At 41.0% G+C, this 18552-nt stretch carries 15 protein-coding genes and 1 pseudogene; 13 read left to right on the top strand and 3 right to left on the bottom strand.

Annotated elements, in window-relative coordinates; genetic code table 11:
• Positions 1-277 precede the first annotated feature (277 nt).
• The 3 genes from I6E78_RS16155 (at position 278) to I6E78_RS16145 (ending at position 4383) form a co-directional block, all read left to right on the top strand.
• Positions 278-1504 carry a threonine/serine ThrE exporter family protein gene (locus tag I6E78_RS16155; RefSeq protein ID WP_041454906.1) on the top strand — a complete coding sequence of 409 codons (1227 nt, stop codon included), beginning with the start codon at positions 278-280 and terminating at the stop codon, positions 1502-1504.
• A gap of 184 nt (positions 1505-1688) precedes the next feature.
• Positions 1689-3737 (top strand): S9 family peptidase, encoded by a 2049-nt coding sequence (locus I6E78_RS16150; RefSeq protein ID WP_197182896.1) that lies wholly within the window; start codon positions 1689-1691, stop codon positions 3735-3737.
• A 220-nt stretch (positions 3738-3957) separates the two neighbouring features.
• Entirely contained in the window at positions 3958-4383 is a 426-nt protein-coding gene (locus I6E78_RS16145) for a hemerythrin domain-containing protein (RefSeq protein ID WP_197182895.1), read from the top strand.
• 104 nt (positions 4384-4487) lie between these two features.
• Here the strand turns inward: I6E78_RS16145 and I6E78_RS16140 are convergent, their stop codons facing one another.
• Positions 4488-4901: a hypothetical protein gene (locus I6E78_RS16140; protein WP_011329865.1), complete on the bottom strand. Its 414-nt coding sequence runs from the start codon at positions 4899-4901 to the stop codon at positions 4488-4490.
• A 428-nt stretch (positions 4902-5329) separates the two neighbouring features.
• Between I6E78_RS16140 and I6E78_RS16135 the strand changes: the two genes are divergently transcribed.
• The 9 genes and pseudogenes from I6E78_RS16135 to I6E78_RS18920 form a co-directional block, all read left to right on the top strand.
• Complete coding sequence (locus I6E78_RS16135) at positions 5330-7690, top strand: TonB-dependent receptor (protein ID WP_197182894.1); 2361 nt, start codon at positions 5330-5332, stop codon at positions 7688-7690.
• A 25-nt stretch (positions 7691-7715) separates the two neighbouring features.
• Entirely contained in the window at positions 7716-9881 is a 2166-nt protein-coding gene (locus I6E78_RS16130) for an FAD-dependent oxidoreductase (protein ID WP_197182893.1), read from the top strand.
• A gap of 1 nt (position 9882) precedes the next feature.
• The gene (locus I6E78_RS16125) at positions 9883-10701 is read left to right on the top strand and encodes a DUF547 domain-containing protein (protein WP_197182892.1); all 819 of its coding nucleotides are present in this window, start codon (positions 9883-9885) and stop codon (positions 10699-10701) included.
• Positions 10688-11986 carry an ABC transporter substrate-binding protein gene (locus I6E78_RS16120; protein WP_197182891.1) on the top strand — a complete coding sequence of 433 codons (1299 nt, stop codon included), beginning with the start codon at positions 10688-10690 and terminating at the stop codon, positions 11984-11986. The genes I6E78_RS16125 and I6E78_RS16120 overlap by 14 nt, the downstream gene beginning before the upstream one ends.
• Positions 11983-13737, top strand: coding sequence for an ABC transporter permease (locus tag I6E78_RS16115; RefSeq protein WP_197182890.1), 1755 nt, complete (start codon positions 11983-11985; stop codon positions 13735-13737). The genes I6E78_RS16120 and I6E78_RS16115 overlap by 4 nt, the downstream gene beginning before the upstream one ends.
• Before the next feature lie 39 nt (positions 13738-13776).
• Positions 13777-14415 carry an ATP-binding cassette domain-containing protein gene (locus tag I6E78_RS16110; protein ID WP_182683716.1) on the top strand — a complete coding sequence of 213 codons (639 nt, stop codon included), beginning with the start codon at positions 13777-13779 and terminating at the stop codon, positions 14413-14415.
• A gap of 16 nt (positions 14416-14431) precedes the next feature.
• The gene (locus tag I6E78_RS16105; RefSeq protein WP_197182889.1) at positions 14432-15076 is read left to right on the top strand and encodes a CDP-alcohol phosphatidyltransferase family protein; all 645 of its coding nucleotides are present in this window, start codon (positions 14432-14434) and stop codon (positions 15074-15076) included.
• Entirely contained in the window at positions 15069-15860 is a 792-nt protein-coding gene (locus I6E78_RS16100) for a sterol desaturase family protein (RefSeq protein WP_197182888.1), read from the top strand. Before I6E78_RS16105 ends, I6E78_RS16100 begins: the two co-directional genes overlap by 8 nt.
• Positions 15861-15987: 127 nt before the next feature.
• A pseudogene (locus I6E78_RS18920) lies at positions 15988-16218 on the top strand (IS110 family transposase); the annotation flags it as partial.
• A 52-nt stretch (positions 16219-16270) separates the two neighbouring features.
• Here I6E78_RS18920 and I6E78_RS16095 read toward each other — a convergent pair.
• Together I6E78_RS16095 and I6E78_RS16090 are read right to left on the bottom strand one after the other, a co-directional pair.
• Positions 16271-16837, bottom strand: coding sequence for a hypothetical protein (locus tag I6E78_RS16095; protein WP_197182887.1), 567 nt, complete (start codon positions 16835-16837; stop codon positions 16271-16273).
• Positions 16838-16919: 82 nt separating this feature from the next.
• Complete coding sequence (locus I6E78_RS16090) at positions 16920-17639, bottom strand: DUF2971 domain-containing protein (RefSeq protein ID WP_197182886.1); 720 nt, start codon at positions 17637-17639, stop codon at positions 16920-16922.
• Positions 17640-17993: 354 nt separating this feature from the next.
• Here I6E78_RS16090 and I6E78_RS16085 point away from each other — a divergent pair.
• Positions 17994-18552: IS110 family transposase (locus I6E78_RS16085; RefSeq protein ID WP_197182885.1), on the top strand; the 559-nt coding region annotated here is incomplete at its 3' end.

Genomic DNA, 18552 nt, shown 5'->3' with positions numbered 1-18552 from the left:
TTAAAATGAGCTTAGCCAAGGCGCTTGAATGATAAAATAGTGGTTCTATTTTGAGTTCGAGGAACGCAGTATAAGCTCATTTAAAACTCGCCCAAGGGAGCTCACCAGTGACATTTCTTCTTCGTTGGCAACTTTTGAAAGGGAACCACCCTTCCTACATGTTGCCCACTTGAATCAAAAGCCACTGGATGAACTCTGAATTAGCACTTTTTATGGCAGATTAGTATTTTTTGTCTATATTTTTAGCTTAGTTATTTAACCGTTGGCTTAAAAGCATTTGAAAAACGCAACCTTTACAGAAAAACGCAAATTTATCGTTAAATTAGGTAAAATGCTGCACAAATATGGTACGCCCGCATACCGCTTAGAAGCGCATTTAATGGAAGTTGCGACCTACTTAGACCTTAAATCGTCGTTTGTTATGTCGCCTACCTCTGTTACCTTTGTTATTTGGACCGACGGCCACGAAGACGAGTATACCCATGTTGCACGGGTAGATCCTGGCGATCACGACCTAGGCTCACTTGCCGACACCGACGACTTAGTTAATCAAATGCTTGATGGCAAGTTAACCTTGCACGAAGTGGACGAACAGCTAGACATTATTTTTGTTGCTCCTAACTCTTACAATAAACTCACTACGGGCATTGCGTTTGCCACATCTGGTGGTGCGTTTGCTATGTTAATGGGCACCAGTTGGTTTGATGTAGCTTGGTCTGCGTTGCTCTCATCTCTTGTATACTTGTTTGTGCTTTGGTCGGGGCGTTCTAAACGTGTCGCCCACATGCTTGAGCCTTTGGTAGCAATTGTATCGTCAATCGTTGCCTGTGCTATTAGTGTTTATTTTGCCCCAGAGATCAATATACGTTTAGTGGTACTGTCGTCCATCATTGTATTTATTCCGGGTTTAGCATTAGCCCTAGGATTAGCAGAACTTGCAGCAAGGCACTTAGTGTCGGGTACAGCACGGGTGATGGACTCATTCATGTTGCTGTTTAAACTCTACTTTGGTGGTTTTATTGGCATAGGTATTGGTTTTGCATTATTTGGACAGGCCGACTTTGTGCAACCTGCGCCACTGCCAGCGTGGACGCCTTGGCTTGCTATATTTTTGCTGTGTAGCAGCCTAATAGTCATATTTAGAACCAAGCTTAAACATGCCGTGTGGTCTATCGCATCTGGTTTTATTGCTTATGGCACCAGTATTGGCTCTGCTATGTATCTCGATTACACCTTAGGGACCTTTGTTGGCGCATTAGCCGTTGGCATATTTAGTAACTTATTTAATCGCGTGGCCAACGCCCCCGCTTCTATTGTTGCTATGCAAGGCTTAATTGTATTAGTGCCGGGTAGCAAAACCTATATTGGCTTAAACTCGCTTATTGAAGGTCAAGACTTTGTTTATGCAGAACATATAGGCCAGCAAACGTTTTTAATTTTTATGTCGCTAGTAGCTGGGTTAATTTTTGCCAACGTAGCACTGCCACCTAAAAAGAGTTTGTAACGCGCTTTTCTCACCTATCCATTAATTAAAATATACGCCAACATTTGTGATAAAAGTTGGCGTCATTACTTTTATCACCGCTTTATCCATTAACCTTTATAAACAGTGTGTTAATCGCATTTTTTAGCCTATTACATCAGCCTTGCTATACTGCCAAGTTAACGTGTATATAAAGGAAAGTTTAATGTTAAAACTTAGCTTAGTGCTTGCAATGGGATTATCTAGCTCATTGGTAAGTGCTTCAACAGTATTAACGGTTGAAGATATCCCAAAAATTCAATCAGTTATTCAAACCAGTATTAGTCCAGATGGCGATAATGTCGCTTTTACTCGTTCGGTGCCGCGTGAGCTGTACGTTGATGAAAATGGCACTAACTACCGTGAGCTGTATGTGGTTAACGACAAAGGTGTAGAGCGCCCTTTTATTACCGGTTCGGTTAGTATTAGCAGCATTCAATGGTCTAACAACAGTAAAACCATCTACTTTTTAGCAAAATTAAAAGATGACAAATTTACCGCGCTTTATCAAATTCCGGTTGATGGCGGCCAAGCACATAAAGTACTGTCATTAAAAGATACCTCTATTTCAAGCTACGCACTAAGCCCTGACAATAAACACCTCGCTATTTTGGCAATGCCAGCAGCTGATAAATCTGATAAAGAGCTTAAAAAATTAGGCTTTATGGCAGAGGTATACGAACAAGGTTTAAAAAACAAACAGCTGTTTATTGCTGATTTAAAACAAACCGATAAGCCACTTTCACCTGCCGCGCTCAATGTAGCTAACTATGTTAGTGATGTTAACTGGGCTGCCGATGGCAAAAAGCTACTGGTTAAAACTCAGCCTACTGCGTTAATTGATGATAAGTACACAAGATCACAATGGCACTTGTTTGATATAGCAAGTAATCAAGTAACTATGTCGTTTGCCACAAAGGGTAAGCTTGGTACAGCAGAGCTTTCTCATGATGGTCGTTATATCGCAATTTTAGGCGCACAAGATAAACACGATCCTGCTACTGGTCGCTTATTTTTAGCCGATACAAAAAGCGGTAAAGTAGATGAGTGGTTACCCAACTTTAGCGGCCACGTAGCCGATATTGAATGGCAGAATAAACGCAATACCTTAAACTTTATTGCCAATGTAGGCACCCAAAGCTTTGTCGGCAGCATTAAAACCGGCAGCAATAAATACAAAAAAATAGTTAAAGAAGGTCAATTTATTGCCTCAAGCCTAAGTATCTCTGCTTCAGATAAAACCTTAGCGCTGCGCGCCAATACCGCAAAACATCCTAACGAAGTGTTTATTGTTCGTAGCAAAAAAGCAGAGCGTTTAACCGATTCAAACACGTGGCTAAACGACAAGCGCTTTGCCAAGCAACAAACAATTAATTTAAAAGCCCGTGACGGCGTAGAAATTGATGGTGTACTTGTGTATCCGCTTGATTATAAAAAAGGGACACGTTACCCATTAATCATGTCGGTACATGGCGGCCCTGAAAGCCATGACAAAGACGGTTGGTTAACTAACTACTCACGTCCTGGTCAAATGGGAGCAGCTCGTGGTTACGCTGTATTTTATCCAAATTATCGTGGCTCAACGGGTAAAGGGGTTGATTACTCTAAGCTTGGCCAAAATGACTACGCAGGCAAAGAGTTTGATGACTTAGTAGATTTTAAAAACCACCTTGTTGATATGGGTTTAGTAGACACTAAACGTGTTGGTATTACTGGTGGCTCATACGGCGGTTATGCTTCTGCGTGGGGCGCAACAAAATTAACTGAGCACTTTGCTGCCAGCGTAATGTTTGTTGGCGTATCTAATCAATTATCTAAGTTTGGTACTACCGATATATCTAACGAAATGAACCTAGTACATGCTCGTTCATACCCTTGGGATAAATGGCAATGGTACTTAGAGCGCAGCCCTATTTATTGGGCTGGACAATCTAAAACACCGTTATTAATTATGCACGGTAAAGACGATCCTCGTGTACACCCAGCGCAATCAATGGAGCTATACCGCTACATGAAAGTGCAAGGTAAAGACGTGCGTTTAGTTTACTACCCTGGCGAAGGCCACGGTAACCGTAAAGTAGCAGCCCAGTACGACTACAGCTTACGTTTAATGCGTTGGATGGATAACTACCTGATCGATGGCAATAAAGACATGCCTGCGTTTGAAATTGACCACGCAGCTAAACTTAAAGCAATAAAAGACGCAAATAAATAGCAAGCTAAATACGGTTATGAATAAGTAAGTTATTTTATTACAGGGCTAGTAGCAATATTAGCCCTTTTTGTTGTTAGCTTTATACAGTGCATAGTAATTTTTACACACCTCTCAAATAATCTCTTTGTAATAAAAACAAAACCCCTTGTATTACAGTGTATTAAAAATGGCCTTATATTTGCTTCATATTATTTAAACAATAAGTAAAGTAGGAAATAAAATGAATATTTTTGAAGCACTACGCGCCGATCATGACATACAACGTAAGTTAGTAGATGCGCTTATTCAAACTCATGGTGATACAAATGAGCGTCAAAAGTTAATGCTTGAACTAAAAACACAGCTAAAACAACATGCAAAGTTTGAAGAGCGTTATTTTTATAACCCACTGATGTTTGAAGATCTAACCCATGAAAAAGCTCGCCATAGTGTGGCAGAACATCATGATATTGATGAATTAATTGAACAACTTGAAGAAACCGATAGGAGTTCACCAGCGTGGTTGGTTGCTGCTAAAAAACTCCATCATTTAGTGCATCATCACTTAGATGAGGAAGAGCACGAAGTATTTCAACTAGCCGGCAAAGCACTAACCGAAGGGCAAAAAGAAAGCTTAGCTGAGCACTACAACGATGCAATGCACTAACTGCATGCAGTAACTACTTTATACGCTATAACTTTAACTTTGATACACTCCCTTGTGTACTATTTGGTTATAAGCCAAGCGGCTTATAACCAATTTTTTATGTATTACTTTATAGTAAATTTTACGTCTTGGTCGCGCAGTAAATACAACGCAAAACACGCTGCCCACATTGGCCATGCAGTAAAGAATAATAAGTTGTTAAAGCCATCTATGTACTGGTTGTACGATGAAAGTGTAGACAAGCCATGCATTACAAAAATGATTCCGTAAGTAAGTCGCTTTTTAATACCCGCCAAAAATGCTAAGACTAAAACTAATTGCAGCGCACCTAACACATACGCCACTATATCTGTTGACCCACTAATGCCATAAAACTTTTCAAAAATACCGGCGCTATGTGCCGGATTCACAAATTTATCCAGCGTCCACATTATCATTACAATAAAAACACCCACACGCAGAGAGAGTAAAGACCACTGCAAACGGTTTTGTAGATCAGCACTGATTGGATTTGTCATAAAACTTCCTTTAATAAAAATATTAATAAACTATTAAATTACCAAGACCGTATAACTTGGTTTTTATTTCAAAAAAGCATAATTATTTTTAATTACCCTTACCTACTTAGCTTATTAACAGTTAAGGCACGGCTTATTTTAAGTATTTAAACGCTATACATAAAAGCTAATAAATATAATAGGTTAACTGCTGGTAAGTAGACTACAATTTAAAAATATGTTTAAAAGCAATTATTTATAATCTGTGTAATATCGTCACTCTATTGCTATTTTTTTACAAATGAAACGGCAATATTTTATTAGCATGCTTTAAACGCAGCTGTTTTGTTATGCCCTAAAAAATAAAAAGAATCGAAACTTTACTGAAAGTTATTTTTACACCTTTCGGTCTTTATCATCATCAACTATTAACAAGAAAGAGAAAGCCCTTGAAATACCAATACTTAGCCCTATCGTTAGCAAGCGTATTAAATACCCCACTGCTGGCGCAAGCTGCCCAAAGCTCAACAGTAACAACCAATAACACCATAGAGCACATTGAAGTAGCTGGCCAAGTTATTAAATCTCAAGGCCTTTCAGTTAAAGATGCCAGTATAGATGGCCCATTTGGCGACAACTTAGCACTAAAAGATATAGCACGTTCGGTAACGCCTATTTCGAGCGAGCTAATAGAGCAGCTTAACATTACCACTTTACAAGATGTGCTTGCAGTAAGCCCTAATACCTATTCAGCCAGTGGTTTTGGCGCGCCAAGTTTACCCACAATACGCGGCCAATTAGGTGAGCTTTTTCAAGATGGTACACGTCGTCAAGCGGGCAACAATGGCTTTGGTGTACCGTTATCGTTCAACGCTATAGAACAAATAGATGTAGTAAAAGGTGCGCCACCGGTATTATTTGGCTCAAGCCAACGCAATGGTGGGTTTGTAAACTTACACTCTAAAAAAGCCGCTACAGGCGAAAGCAAAGGTAAAGCAAGTTTATCGGCAGGACGATGGGATCAATATCGTGTACTGGTTGACTACAACGCCCCCATAATAAAAGACAAAGTAGGTTTTAGAGTTAGTGCGGAGCATATTGATAACGGCAGTTATTACGACTACTCTGGCACAAAAAGCGACAGCTTATTTGCAGCCCTGCGTGTATTTCCTGATGATAAAAGCAGCTGGGATCTTAATTTTGAATTATACCAAGTTGAATTTACCGATAACGCCGGTATTAACCGCCCTACTCAGGCGTTAATAGATGACGGACTTTATATTACCGGCCAAGGTGTGCAAGCAAATGGTAGTACTGTACCTTTAGCGGGTTCGGTTATTTCGCCAACCGGGCAAGTAAAAATAGATCGCAGTACCGTACTGACCGACCCTGATAATCTTAACGAAGCGACAACCTACTTGCTCCACAGTATTTATAAACGTGAGCTTTCTAGTCACGCGTCAATTAAAAACATTTCCTACTTTCAGCATTTACAACGTGATGAAATTGCACAAAACAGCTTTGTTGAAATTATAGAGGGTGCCGATACCGCGCAAAACCGTACCGAGCTTACCTACCTTTGGAATAGTAACCAGCAAACTATTTTTGCCTTTGATGTACGTTATAACCGCGTATTAGGTTACAGCCAATTTACCACCGAAGCCGACTTACCCATAGATTTAACTGGCCCACTTTCAAATAGACGCATACCGCTAAGTGCAGAGCAACAAGCACGCTTTATTGAACTTCGCCCAGGTGTATTTGTATCGCCGGGTGGTCAGTACGATATTAATAATGACGGCAGTGGCGACTTTAACTTATCAGACACCACAGACTCACGCTCATGGCAAACAGGGGTGGCTATTCAGCAAGATTCTGATTGGACTAATAAGTTTCATACCAGTGTTGGCTACCGCGTTGACTTTTATGACGTAGAAGCAAACGACCCAATAGCACCTGTAGGGCAAATTGCCGCCAGCGACAGCATTAACGACACTTTGCATTCAGGGCAAGTAAGTTTTAATTACCGACTAAACGATGATTACACCACTTATGGCGCAGCAAGTTACAACGAAGCCACATCAAATAGCATGGCTGGCGGCACTACACTTGGCGGCGACAATACCATTAGTGCGCAAAATTTTGCCACCGAAAATACCCTAGTTGAATTTGGTTTAAAATATGCACCAACCAATAGCGATTGGTACGCCGATGGCGCAATATTTAGCCAACGCCGTAGTTTACGTAACCGCGATGGCAGTAATACCGGTATTCGCACCACAGGTTTTGAAAGCCAAGTATTTTACGATGCCTACCCGTACTGGTTAAGCGCAGGCTATAGCTACATTGACGCCCGCTACGATAATTCTGCAAGTAGTCAAGATTCTGCCCAAGTAGCCGATGCATTTGACAATTCTCGTCCTGATATTATTGCAGGCACCAGTGTGGGCGCTCCTAGTTTTACCGCATTTGCGCCTTCAAGTAGCCAAGTTCAAGGCATTCCAGAGCAATCTTTTAGCTTTAACGGAAATTATTCAATTAATTCGAAATGGCAAACGGGTTTTTCAGGTCTATATACAAAGAGTTACCCATTAGACTTTTTGGCAACCGTACATATTCGCGATCAGTACACATTAAACGTAAATACTAGCTATGCTTTTACGCCTAGCACCAAGTTACGCTTAGATGTAAACAACGTTACCAATCAAAAAAATTGGCGCCCTGTATTTGAAGGCGGTTATTTTGGTGCAACCTTGGCTTTTCCTGAATTACCAATAAACGCAAAACTGACGCTTACGCATAATTTCTAAACAGCAATGCTAGAGAAGAGAGAACATGATTAAAAAAATACTTTTGTTATTGATTGCAGCGGTCGCCATCGGCCTGTTCTTTCATTTTGATTTGCACCAACTACTTACGCTTGAGGGCTTAAAAGGGTCGATGGATCAGTTTAGCCAATATAAAGCGCAATCTCCGCTATTAATAATTGGCGGATTCTTTTTATTGTATGTGGTGGTTACTGCATTGTCTTTACCGGGCGCGGCTATTTTAACACTGGCAGCGGGTGCTTTATTTGGCTTAGTTGAAGGCTTATTGGTTGCATCGTTTGCATCAACCATAGGTGCTACATTGGCCTTTTTAGTATCACGTTACTTATTGCGCGACACCATTAAAAAGCGCTTTCCTGATCGTTTAGCAGCCATTGATGCAGGCGTTGAAAAAGAAGGCGGCTTTTACTTATTTACGTTGCGTTTAGTGCCGGTATTTCCGTTCTTTTTAATCAACTTGTTAATGGGCGTAACAGCCATCAAGTCATGGACTTTTTACTGGGTAAGCCAAGTGGGTATGCTAGCCGGTACATTTGTATTTGTTAATGCGGGTACGCAACTTGCTCAAATAGAGAGCTTATCGGGCATTTTATCGTTGGACTTAATTTTATCATTCGCTTTATTGGGCGTATTCCCATTTATTGCTAAAGGAATCTTAAACGTGTTTAAAAAACGTCGTGTATACAAAAACTACACTAAACCTAAAAGCTTCGACCGTAACATGATTGTTATTGGTGCGGGTGCTGGTGGTTTGGTAACAAGCTATATTGCCGCTGCTGTTAAAGCAAAAGTAACCCTTATTGAAGCGGGCGAAATGGGCGGCGACTGTTTAAACTACGGTTGCGTTCCAAGTAAAGCGATAATTAAAAGCGCTAAAATTGCAGAGCAAATTCGCCACGGTGAACACTACGGCCTAGAAAACATGACACCGCAGTTTTCGTTTAAAAAAGTAATGGCGCGTGTTCATAAAGTAATTGCCGATATAGCACCGCACGACAGCATAGAGCGCTACACTAATTTAGGCGTAGACGTAGTAAAAGGCTACGGCAAATTAATCGACCCGTGGACGGTAGAAATTAAACTTAACGATGGCGGCACGCAAACATTAACTGCGCGTACTATTGTTATTGCCACTGGCGCACGCCCATTTGTACCGCCACTGCCCGGTATAGAAGAAACCGGTTATGTAACAAGCGATACTTTATGGGATAAATTTGCAGCGCTAGATGAGGCACCTAAAAAGCTTGTAGTACTTGGTGGTGGCCCAATTGGTAGCGAATTAGCACAAAGCTTTGCCCGTTTAGGTTCAAGCGTTACGCAAATTGAAATGGCGGAGCGCATCATGATCAAAGAAGACGTTGAAGTGTCTACCTTTGCTCATGAAGCGTTGAGCGAAAGCGGCGTAAACATTTTAACCTCGCATCAGGCATTACGCTGTGAAGCGCGCGATGGTAAAAAGTTCATTATTGTTAAACGCCTTAACGAAGGTAATAATGAAGAAATTGCTATTGAATACGACGAACTGCTATGCGCTGTTGGCCGCAGTGCCCGCCTTAAAGGTTACGGCCTTGAAGCGCTAGGCATAGAAACAAACCGTACAATAGTCACTAACGAATACCTAGAAACGCTATACCCTAATATTTTTGCCGCAGGCGATATTGTTGGCCCTTATCAATTTACGCACGTAGCGGCTCATCAGGGTTGGTACGCAGCAGTAAACGGCTTATTTGGTAACCTTAAAAAGTTTAAAGTAGATTACCGCGTTATTCCATGGACCACCTTTATTGACCCAGAAGTGGCACGTGTGGGCTTAAACGAGCAAGATGCAATTGATAAAGGTATCGATTTTGAAATCACTCGTTTTGAGTTTGAAGAGCTAGACCGCGCAATTACCGATAGCGCCACAAAAGGCTTTATTAAAGTCATTACCCCTAAAGGCAAAGACAAAATACTCGGTGTAACTGTGGTCTCTGAACACGCGGGTGATTTAATTGCTGAATTTGTACTGGCCATGAAACACGGTTTAGGCCTTAATAAAATACTGGGTACTATACACAGCTATCCTACTTGGGCTGAAGGCAACAAATACGCTGCAGGTGAGTGGAAACGCGCGCATGCGCCTGAAAAAGTACTTAACATGCTCGAAAAATATCATACGTGGCGTCGAGGCTAATATGTTTAACACAACATTAAAGCCTTTATTATTAAGTACAGCGTTACTTGCAACGTCGCTTGCAAGCCAAGCGCAAAGCACGACTAATAACCTGCACGATAGCTGGAATGCATTGCTAAATAAGCATGTTGTAGCGATTAACCATAATCACAGCACAGAGGTTGATTACGCTGCCATAAAACGTGAGCATGCACAGCTAAAAACGTATTTAGATTCGTTAAGTGCTGTAACACAAAACGAGTTTGACGCGTGGGAAAAGCCTAAGCAACTCGCTTTTTTAATTAATGCGTATAATGCGTGGACTGTTGAACTTATATTGACTAAGTACCCAAACCTTAAATCAATAAAAGACTTAGGCAGCTTTTTTAGCTCACCATGGAGCAAAGCGTTTGTGCCACTACTTGGCAAAACTCGCAGCCTTGATGACATAGAGCATGGTTTAATTCGTGGCAGCGGTAAATATAACGATCCACGCATTCATTTTGCTGTAAATTGTGCAAGTATTGGTTGCCCTGCGCTGCGCGAGGAGGCATTCACAGCTACTGAACTAGAGAGCCAATTGCAACAGCAAACGGTGCGTTTTTTATCTGATACAACACGTAATTTTGCACAGGAAAATACGCTAAATATCTCCTCTATATTTAAGTGGTACGGCGATGACTTTGAACAAGGCTTTAACGGGGCAAATACCTTACAGCAGTTTTTACTGCAATATAGCGATGCACTTAAACTAGTACCCGCTCAGCAAAAAGCGCTTAGAAATAATGACATGAAAGTAAAATTTTTAGACTACAACTGGGATTTAAATGCACGCCAGTAAGTTTTGGCAAACAGCTACGCGATACAGTGTTTACTGTGTCGCGTTTTGCGTTTACTTAATAACAAGCTTAAGTACTTTTGCTAATAACAGCACTCATAATATGAGTAAAGAACGACTCACTCGCTGGGAAAGTATTGAAACGCTTGGTAATAACCAAAGCGTGTACTTTTATGCCTGGGGCGGCGACGCGCAAATAAATGCCTATATTCAATGGGCTGCCCAGCAAGTTAAAACTAAATATAATATTAACTTAGTCCATGTAAAGCTCAGCGACACCAGCGAAGCAGTAAGCCGTGTGTTGGCCGAAAAATCAGCACATAATAATGACCAAGGCAGTGTTGATCTGGTATGGATAAACGGCGCTAACTTTGCCACTATGAGCGAGCACGCATTGTTGTTAAAACAGTGGGCAAATAAACTGCCACACTTTGCATACACAGATCCCGCTAATAACCCTGCAGTTAATTTTGACTTTGGCATACCCACAAACGGTATGGAAGCACCGTGGGGGCAAGCATCGCTCACCTTTTATTACGACAGCCTTGCAATAAATGAACAGGCAAACAATAAACTCCCTACTACATTAAACGAATTATTAAACTGGAGCACACAAAACCCGGGGCGCTTTAGCTACCCAAAGCCGCCTGATTTTTTAGGGATGAGCTTTTTAAAATACGCCTTAGTAATACTGCATCAGCAAAGCAGCGAAAATATTAAAGCGCAGTTAAACCAAGCGGCTACCGCTAACAACACAGCACAAGTATTAAACCCACTGTGGGACTTTTTAAATAAGCTACACCCTACGCTTTGGCGTGGTGGCACTCACTTTATGCAAAGTGGCGCGCAAATGCGCCGTTTAGTAGACGATACAGAGCTAAGTATTGCCTTTACCTTTTCAGCACCCGAAGTGCCCGCAGCCGTTAAACGCTACGATTTACCAAAAAGCATTCGCAGCTATGCAATGGCTGATGGCAGTTTAAGTAATACTCACTTTGTGGCTATTCCTTACAATGCAAGCCACCCGCAAAGTGCGCAATTAGTCGCTAACTTTTTATTAAGCCCAGAGGCGCAAGCTCAAAAGCAAAAAGCGCATATATGGGGCGATAAAAGCGTACTTATTCAATCAAGGCTAACGCCTGAGCAACAAGCCTTGTTTAAAACAGCTAAACCGCACCCAAGCGCACTGCCTTTTAACAGTATTAAGCGCACATTGAGCGAGCCACACCCAAGCTGGGTAAATGCCATAATGCAAGGCTGGCAAACTCGCTATGGGGTAAGCCAATGAGTGTTGTTAGCAATAAAGTGGCGACAAGCCATGGGCCTCACGCCCGTAAAAGCCATGATATGTTTAGTAAAATAGTAAAATTAAGCCCACGCTTTTTACTCGTTTTACTTATTTTACCCGTACTTGGCGGCTTAATTAGTGTGTTACTACCCGCCTTTGGTTATGCCCCTGCACTTGATCAAACTACATTTGGCTTGCAAGGCTTTACCATGCTTTGGCAAACACCCGGCCTAATAAATATGGCTATGCTAAGTATTGGCACAGGTTTAATAAGTACCTTACTTGCTTTTATTATTACTTTGATGATTTTAGCCGCTTTTTTTAACAGCCCTTGGCTTAACCGCATTCAGCGTTTACTGAGCCCTATTTTAGTGATCCCACACGCTGCAGCGGCTATTGCGGTAGGTTTTTTAATTGCCCCTTCAGGCATGATTTCGCGAATTATATCGCCTTGGTTAAGCGGGTGGGAACTTGCACCAAACGGCCTATTTCCGCATGACTCGTTCGGCATTAGTATAATTTTAGGGTTAACGCTTAAAGAACTGCCATTTTTGTTATTAATGGCACTGGGCGTACTGGCGCAGCCTGAGCTTGGCAAAAAATTACGCCAGCAACATAAAGTTGCGCTTAATTTGGGTTACTGCCCCATGACCGCCTTTTTTAAAGTAATACTCCCTAGCCTTTACCCACTGCTGCGTTTACCTATTTTAGCTGTGCTCGCTTATGCCAGCGCCAGTGTAGAAATGCCACTTATTTTAGGCCCAAATACACCGCCAACATTAGCGGTAGCTATTATGCATTGGTTTAACGATGTCGATTTAAACTTACGTATTAAAGCCTCAGCCGGTGCTTTGCTGCAACTGGCACTCACGGGCGGGTTACTTGCGCTTTGGCTTGGCGGCGAAAAAGCGATAAAGGTATTATTTAGCGATTCACTCACTAACGGGGTGCGCGAATACGGCGGATTTTATTGGCAAAAGCTAACGGTAATGCTCACCGTTTTAGTGATCGGTTTTATTTTACTGTCGCTAATTGCCCTTATTTTGTGGTCGGCTGCGGGCTTTTGGCGCTTTCCCAATGCACTCCCTGAGCAATTTACACTACTGCATTTTAACAGTGCATTAATGCAAATGAGCAACCCGTTTTTTAATACCCTAGCTATTGGTTTAGTCACAACGGTATTTGCCATTACGGTTACTTTATTGTGTTTAGAGTCGGAGCAGTTAAGCGACAAACCCATCTCTCGCTTTACCAGTTTAATTATTTACTTACCGCTATTAGTACCCAGTATTGCCTTTTTGTTTGGCCTAGTATGGATACAACAATGGGTAAATAACCAAGCCGCGTTTTTTAATGTAGTGTTTACACATTTACTGTTTGTTTTGCCTTACGTATTTTTGTCTCTCGCGAGCAGTTATAGGCGGTTAGACTCTCGCTTTGCGCGCGTTGCAGCAAGTTTGGGCGCAGCGCCTAGCAAAGTGTTTTTTAAGGTGAAATTACCGCAGTTATTTGCACCTATTTTAATTGCAGCCGCATTGGGGTTAGCGATCAGTTTTGGCCAATACTTACCAACTCTTTTAGCCGGTGGCGGGCGTATAGCCACCATAACAACCGAAGCCGTTACCCTGGCAAATGGCGCAAGTAGGCGCACCAGTGCCGTATACGCTATTATGCAAATGGCACTCCCGCTTATTGGATTTATACTGGCATGGGTTTTACCTAAGTACTTTTTTAAAAGTGCACGAGTGTAAAGTACCTATATTAAACAGTATTGAGTTAAAGGTTTTTTAATGCAGTCATCTTTACAGATTAAAAATTGTCAGCTTTATCGCCAAAATGAGCGACTACTTAGCTTAAACGAGCAAGTTAATGGCGGTGAAATTCTAACAATTATGGGCCCATCGGGCAGTGGTAAATCAAGCTTATTAAACTGGCTTACAGGCACTTTACCCAGTGGCTTTAAAGCCACTGGAGAGGTGTGGCTTAACGGTAAAAATATAAATGATTTACCCACGCATTTACGCCATATTGGCGTACTGTATCAAGACGCTTTATTGTTTTCGCACTTAAGTGTGGCGGGTAATATTGCTTTTGCTATGCCCAAAGGGGACAAAAAACAACGCATTGACAAAATAGCACACGCACTTGAGCAAGTTGGTTTAAAAGGAATGGCCAATCGCCATCCCGATAGCTTGTCAGGCGGTCAACAAGCACGTGTTGCGCTATTACGACTGTTATTAAGTGAGCCAAAAGCTATTTTACTCGATGAGCCTTTTAGTAAGCTCGACACGCAACTGCGCGTTGATACACGTGAACTGGTGTTTAGCCAAATACGCCAACATAAACTGCCTGCCATTATGGTAACGCACGATCATAGCGATTACGACGCTGCAAACGGTAAACTTTTCACCTTAAATACTGTACTTTAAGCGCACAAGGCACCCTATGTTAGATAAATTTATCACCCCTGTAATAAAACCACTGTTAAAGCCTGTGGTAATGCTGATACATAAACGCGGCATAACACCAGATCAGCTAACAGTATTTGGCTTTTTAATTGGCTTGCTCGCTGTGCCATTACTTGCTTTTGAAATGTGGTACGGCGCATTAGCTGCCATTGCTTTAAATCGCATTTTAGATGGGCTTGACGGCGCACTAGCACGCCATGCTAATTTAAGCTCAAGCGCCGGCGGCTTTTTAGATATTACACTCGACTTTTTATTTTACGCGGCCATTCCGCTTGGCTTTATTTTGGCAAACCCCGAACAAAACGCCATTGCAGGCGCTATATTACTCGCTGCATTTATTGGCACGGGTTCAAGCTTTTTAGCCTTTGCCATAGCCGCTGAAAAGTTTAAACTCGAAAAACCACAATTTAAATACAAAAGCTTTTACTACTTAAATGGCTTAACCGAAGGCACAGAAACAATAGCGCTATTTATAGCCTTTTGTATTTGGCCGCAGCACTTTGCCCTCCTCGCCGGCACATTTGCTGTAGCCTGCGCCATTACCATATTTACCCGTATACATGGCGGCTACCACACACTTAAACAGCAAGAAGCCAATGAGGTTATAAATAATAATGACTAACGAAATTTGGTGGCGACTCGGTTGCTTTTTTAGCATTTTAGGCATAATGATGCTGCTTGAATGGCGACAACCCGCAAGGCAATCGCCCATTAAAAGCAGCACTCGCTGGTTTGCAAATTTTGGCTTAGTGTTTGCCTCATCTATCATTGCGCGCTTAGCCGTACCACTTGGTTTAACCGCAGTAGCACTTTACAATCATGAGCACAGCATTGGCTTATTTAACCAACTAGCCATACCTAGCATAGTAACCATAGTGCTAAGCCTTGTACTGCTCGATATACTCATTTATTGGCAGCATAGATTGTTTCATAAAGTGCCACTATTATGGCGTTTGCACCGCGTACACCACGCCGATGCGCATGTAGATACCAGTACAGGCCTGCGCTTTCACCCCATCGAAATTGTGCTTAGCATAGTTATAAAACTCATTGCAGTTACTGCACTTGGCGTACCCGCCATTGCCGTACTTATATTTGAAATCGCGTTAAATGGACTCGCCTTGTTTAACCATGCAAACATACGCCTACCAAACGCCATTGAAAAGCCACTGCGCCTTATATTAATGACGCAAATACTGCACCGCATTCACCACAGTAAAGTAGTGAGTGAAACAAACTCAAACTATGGTTTTAGTGTAATTTGGTGGGACAAACTTTTTGGTAGCTATAAAAGTGAGGCCAAAAAAGTCGACGCAGAAATAGATATTGGTTTGGTTGAATACCCAAGTGCTAAGCAAAACGCCTCGCTTTGGGGATTACTCATCATGCCGTTTAAAAACAAGTAAAAACAACTATATTGCACATCACACAATACCAATCTACTTAAAAGCCTTTTGATGTAGGTTGGTATAAATAAAATACTCTATGAATACGCCAGGTGAAAACTTTAAGGATGTCTGTTTAATTTTTACATTTTTAAGACAAACATTTGTAGAATGGGCGGGATTTTCTATTCGTTATTCATTTTGGGCTAAAGCGTATTATGAGCAACAAAAAGCCAAAGGAAAACCCCATAATACCATCATCAGATCATTAGCATTTAAGTGGATAAGAATACTATTTAGGTGCTGGAAAACACATACGCCCTACAATGAATCAACTTACTTAACCACATTGAAAAGTAAGGGATCACCGCTGTTATAATTTGCGGTGGAAAGTGAGCTTTAGTGCTTGCTGTCCACCTCAGGGCGTGTTGTTAGGCATTACTTAAATAGCTACATGAATTAAGTGTTCTTGAAAGAATACCGTAGCCTTTTGCTTCATAGATTTCAAAAACAGCACGAATAACGTACTTAGGTAAATTAAGGCTATTTTTCAATTGTTCGCCATCAAGCCACAATCCAATTTCACAGCCATCAACTATGTCGACAATCTCAAGCATCTTTTTAGGATCTTCAGCCAGATTGCACATATACATAATAAAGGACGCGTCTATCAGGTTTATACCTCTAGGTATTCTTGAAGCTAAAACATTATTTTTGGAAATTAAACCTACTGACTCTAATGCAGCAAGTGGACGGCTATATTTGGTATAAAACTCATCAGGAAAGTTTAAATTAATAGAGTCATTAACTTGGATATTTTGATATATAATCTTGGCAAGTTCAGGAATATCTTCATGTAGGTAAGAAATTGGGTCTTCAAACTTTTTGAGCCTACTTTCCATTGCGGCTGAATCAATTTCAGCCTGCATTTGAACAAGTGATGCAGCACCAGGGAAGTTAACTCCGGCTATCCTTACTATTTTTAAAAACCAATCCATGCGAATACCTCTTGATGCCTAACGCCAAGCTCACCAGAATTTTGGGAGCGCAGCGAGTAAAATTTCTGTGTGTGGCGCCTTGTTATATTTTTTGAAACTCTAAAGCATATTTGGTTTTTGATTTAACTGCTTGATACCATTTCACATGCTTCCATTCACTACCAGATAAAAGCTTTCTCAGAGTTAGCTTATCTCTTTCTGCCATTCTTAAACCAAACGCAATAGAGTTAACTGCTTTTTCAGGAAACTCTATTGCTTGAGATTTTTGAAATATAAGCCTACGTTCTTTTTCATATTTCCAACTAGAGTATTTTGTACCAAGTACTGAATAAAAAATATCACCAGCTATGCTCTGTTTATTATTAATTCCAGGGAATTGTTCAAAGTATTTAAATCTATTAATAATTTCTTTAAATGGGTACTCTGTTTGATATGTAACATCTAAAGGATAGATGTTTGAGCCGTCTGGACGAAGAATGCGTTCATTAAACCCAATACAGATCCCTTTATGCTCATCTGCATAATGAGACCACATTAATTGATTTTTCCTAGTTTTGCTGAATGAACATATACCAGTAGTTTGTAACTGCTTTTCTATAATTTCTTTATATTTTTTTCTTTCATCTTCGGGAAGTGGATAGTGCTCCCAAACAGCTTGGAGAACTTCTGAAAATGAAGACTCCCCTTCAAAGGGGTCATTCAGTGAACTAGGATTAGCAAACCATAGCTCTCCATTCACTAGGAGTTCGATACTACCTTTATCGAATTTACGATATTTGAATAAATTAGTTGGAGTAATCATTAATCCCTATGAGAAATATAACGCCCGCATAACGGGCAAATAATGCTTGGCTAAAATAGTGAACGCAGTGAACAAAAGCCAAGCTTTATTTGTCCCTGTTAATGCGCTTATAGTTACTCTGTTCCATTAATTAATGTATTTACCTATCTCATTAATACATGGAATATGCTTCTGTTGATCACGAATATTTGAGCGGAAACAATCAATGTTTGTAACAAGACTTTCGGATCAACAGGAGTAATTTGTTTCAATACGCATACTCAGGGATTGTCGTAATGCCGACTATCTATAAGACTTGCGAGAAACACTATTAGCCTCTATTTATTCTTTCACTTTACCTCTAGGAGGCCCAAAATGGAAGCCTTTAACGTCTCAGGTTTTGCTGCCCTTATCGGGATCGATTGGGCCGACCGTAAACATGATATTTGTGAAATAAACCGCGACACAAACACACAACATTTAAGTGTGATTTCCTCTGAACCTAAGTCAATTAATGCATGGGCGCTTGAGTTAAAACAACGCTACAACGGCAGACCCGTTGCTGTCGCGTGTGAGCTAAAAAAAGGTCCACTTATATATGCACTCAGTAAATTTAAGCACATTATATTATTTGTGATTAACCCATCAAGTGTCGCCAAATACCGTGCAGCATTTTCGCACAGCGGGGCTAAAGATGATCCTACTGATGCGATTATTCAAGTTGAAATTTTACAACTTCATATGGATAAATTAACGGTTATTAGACCTGACTCAGAAGAAGTTAGGTGCCTTGCACAGCTTGTCGAATACAGGCGTAAATTAGTACAAGATCGTGTTAATTTAACCAATAAAATAGCCACAACGCTAAAAAATTATTACCCCCACGTGATTGATTGGTTTAAAGAAAAGGACACTCAAATATTCTGTGACTTTT

The sequence above is a fragment of the Pseudoalteromonas sp. NZS127 genome, from assembly GCF_015864805.1.
GTDB lineage: Bacteria > Pseudomonadota > Gammaproteobacteria > Enterobacterales > Alteromonadaceae > Pseudoalteromonas > Pseudoalteromonas nigrifaciens.
This window is presented reverse-complemented; position numbering and strand designations above follow the sequence as displayed.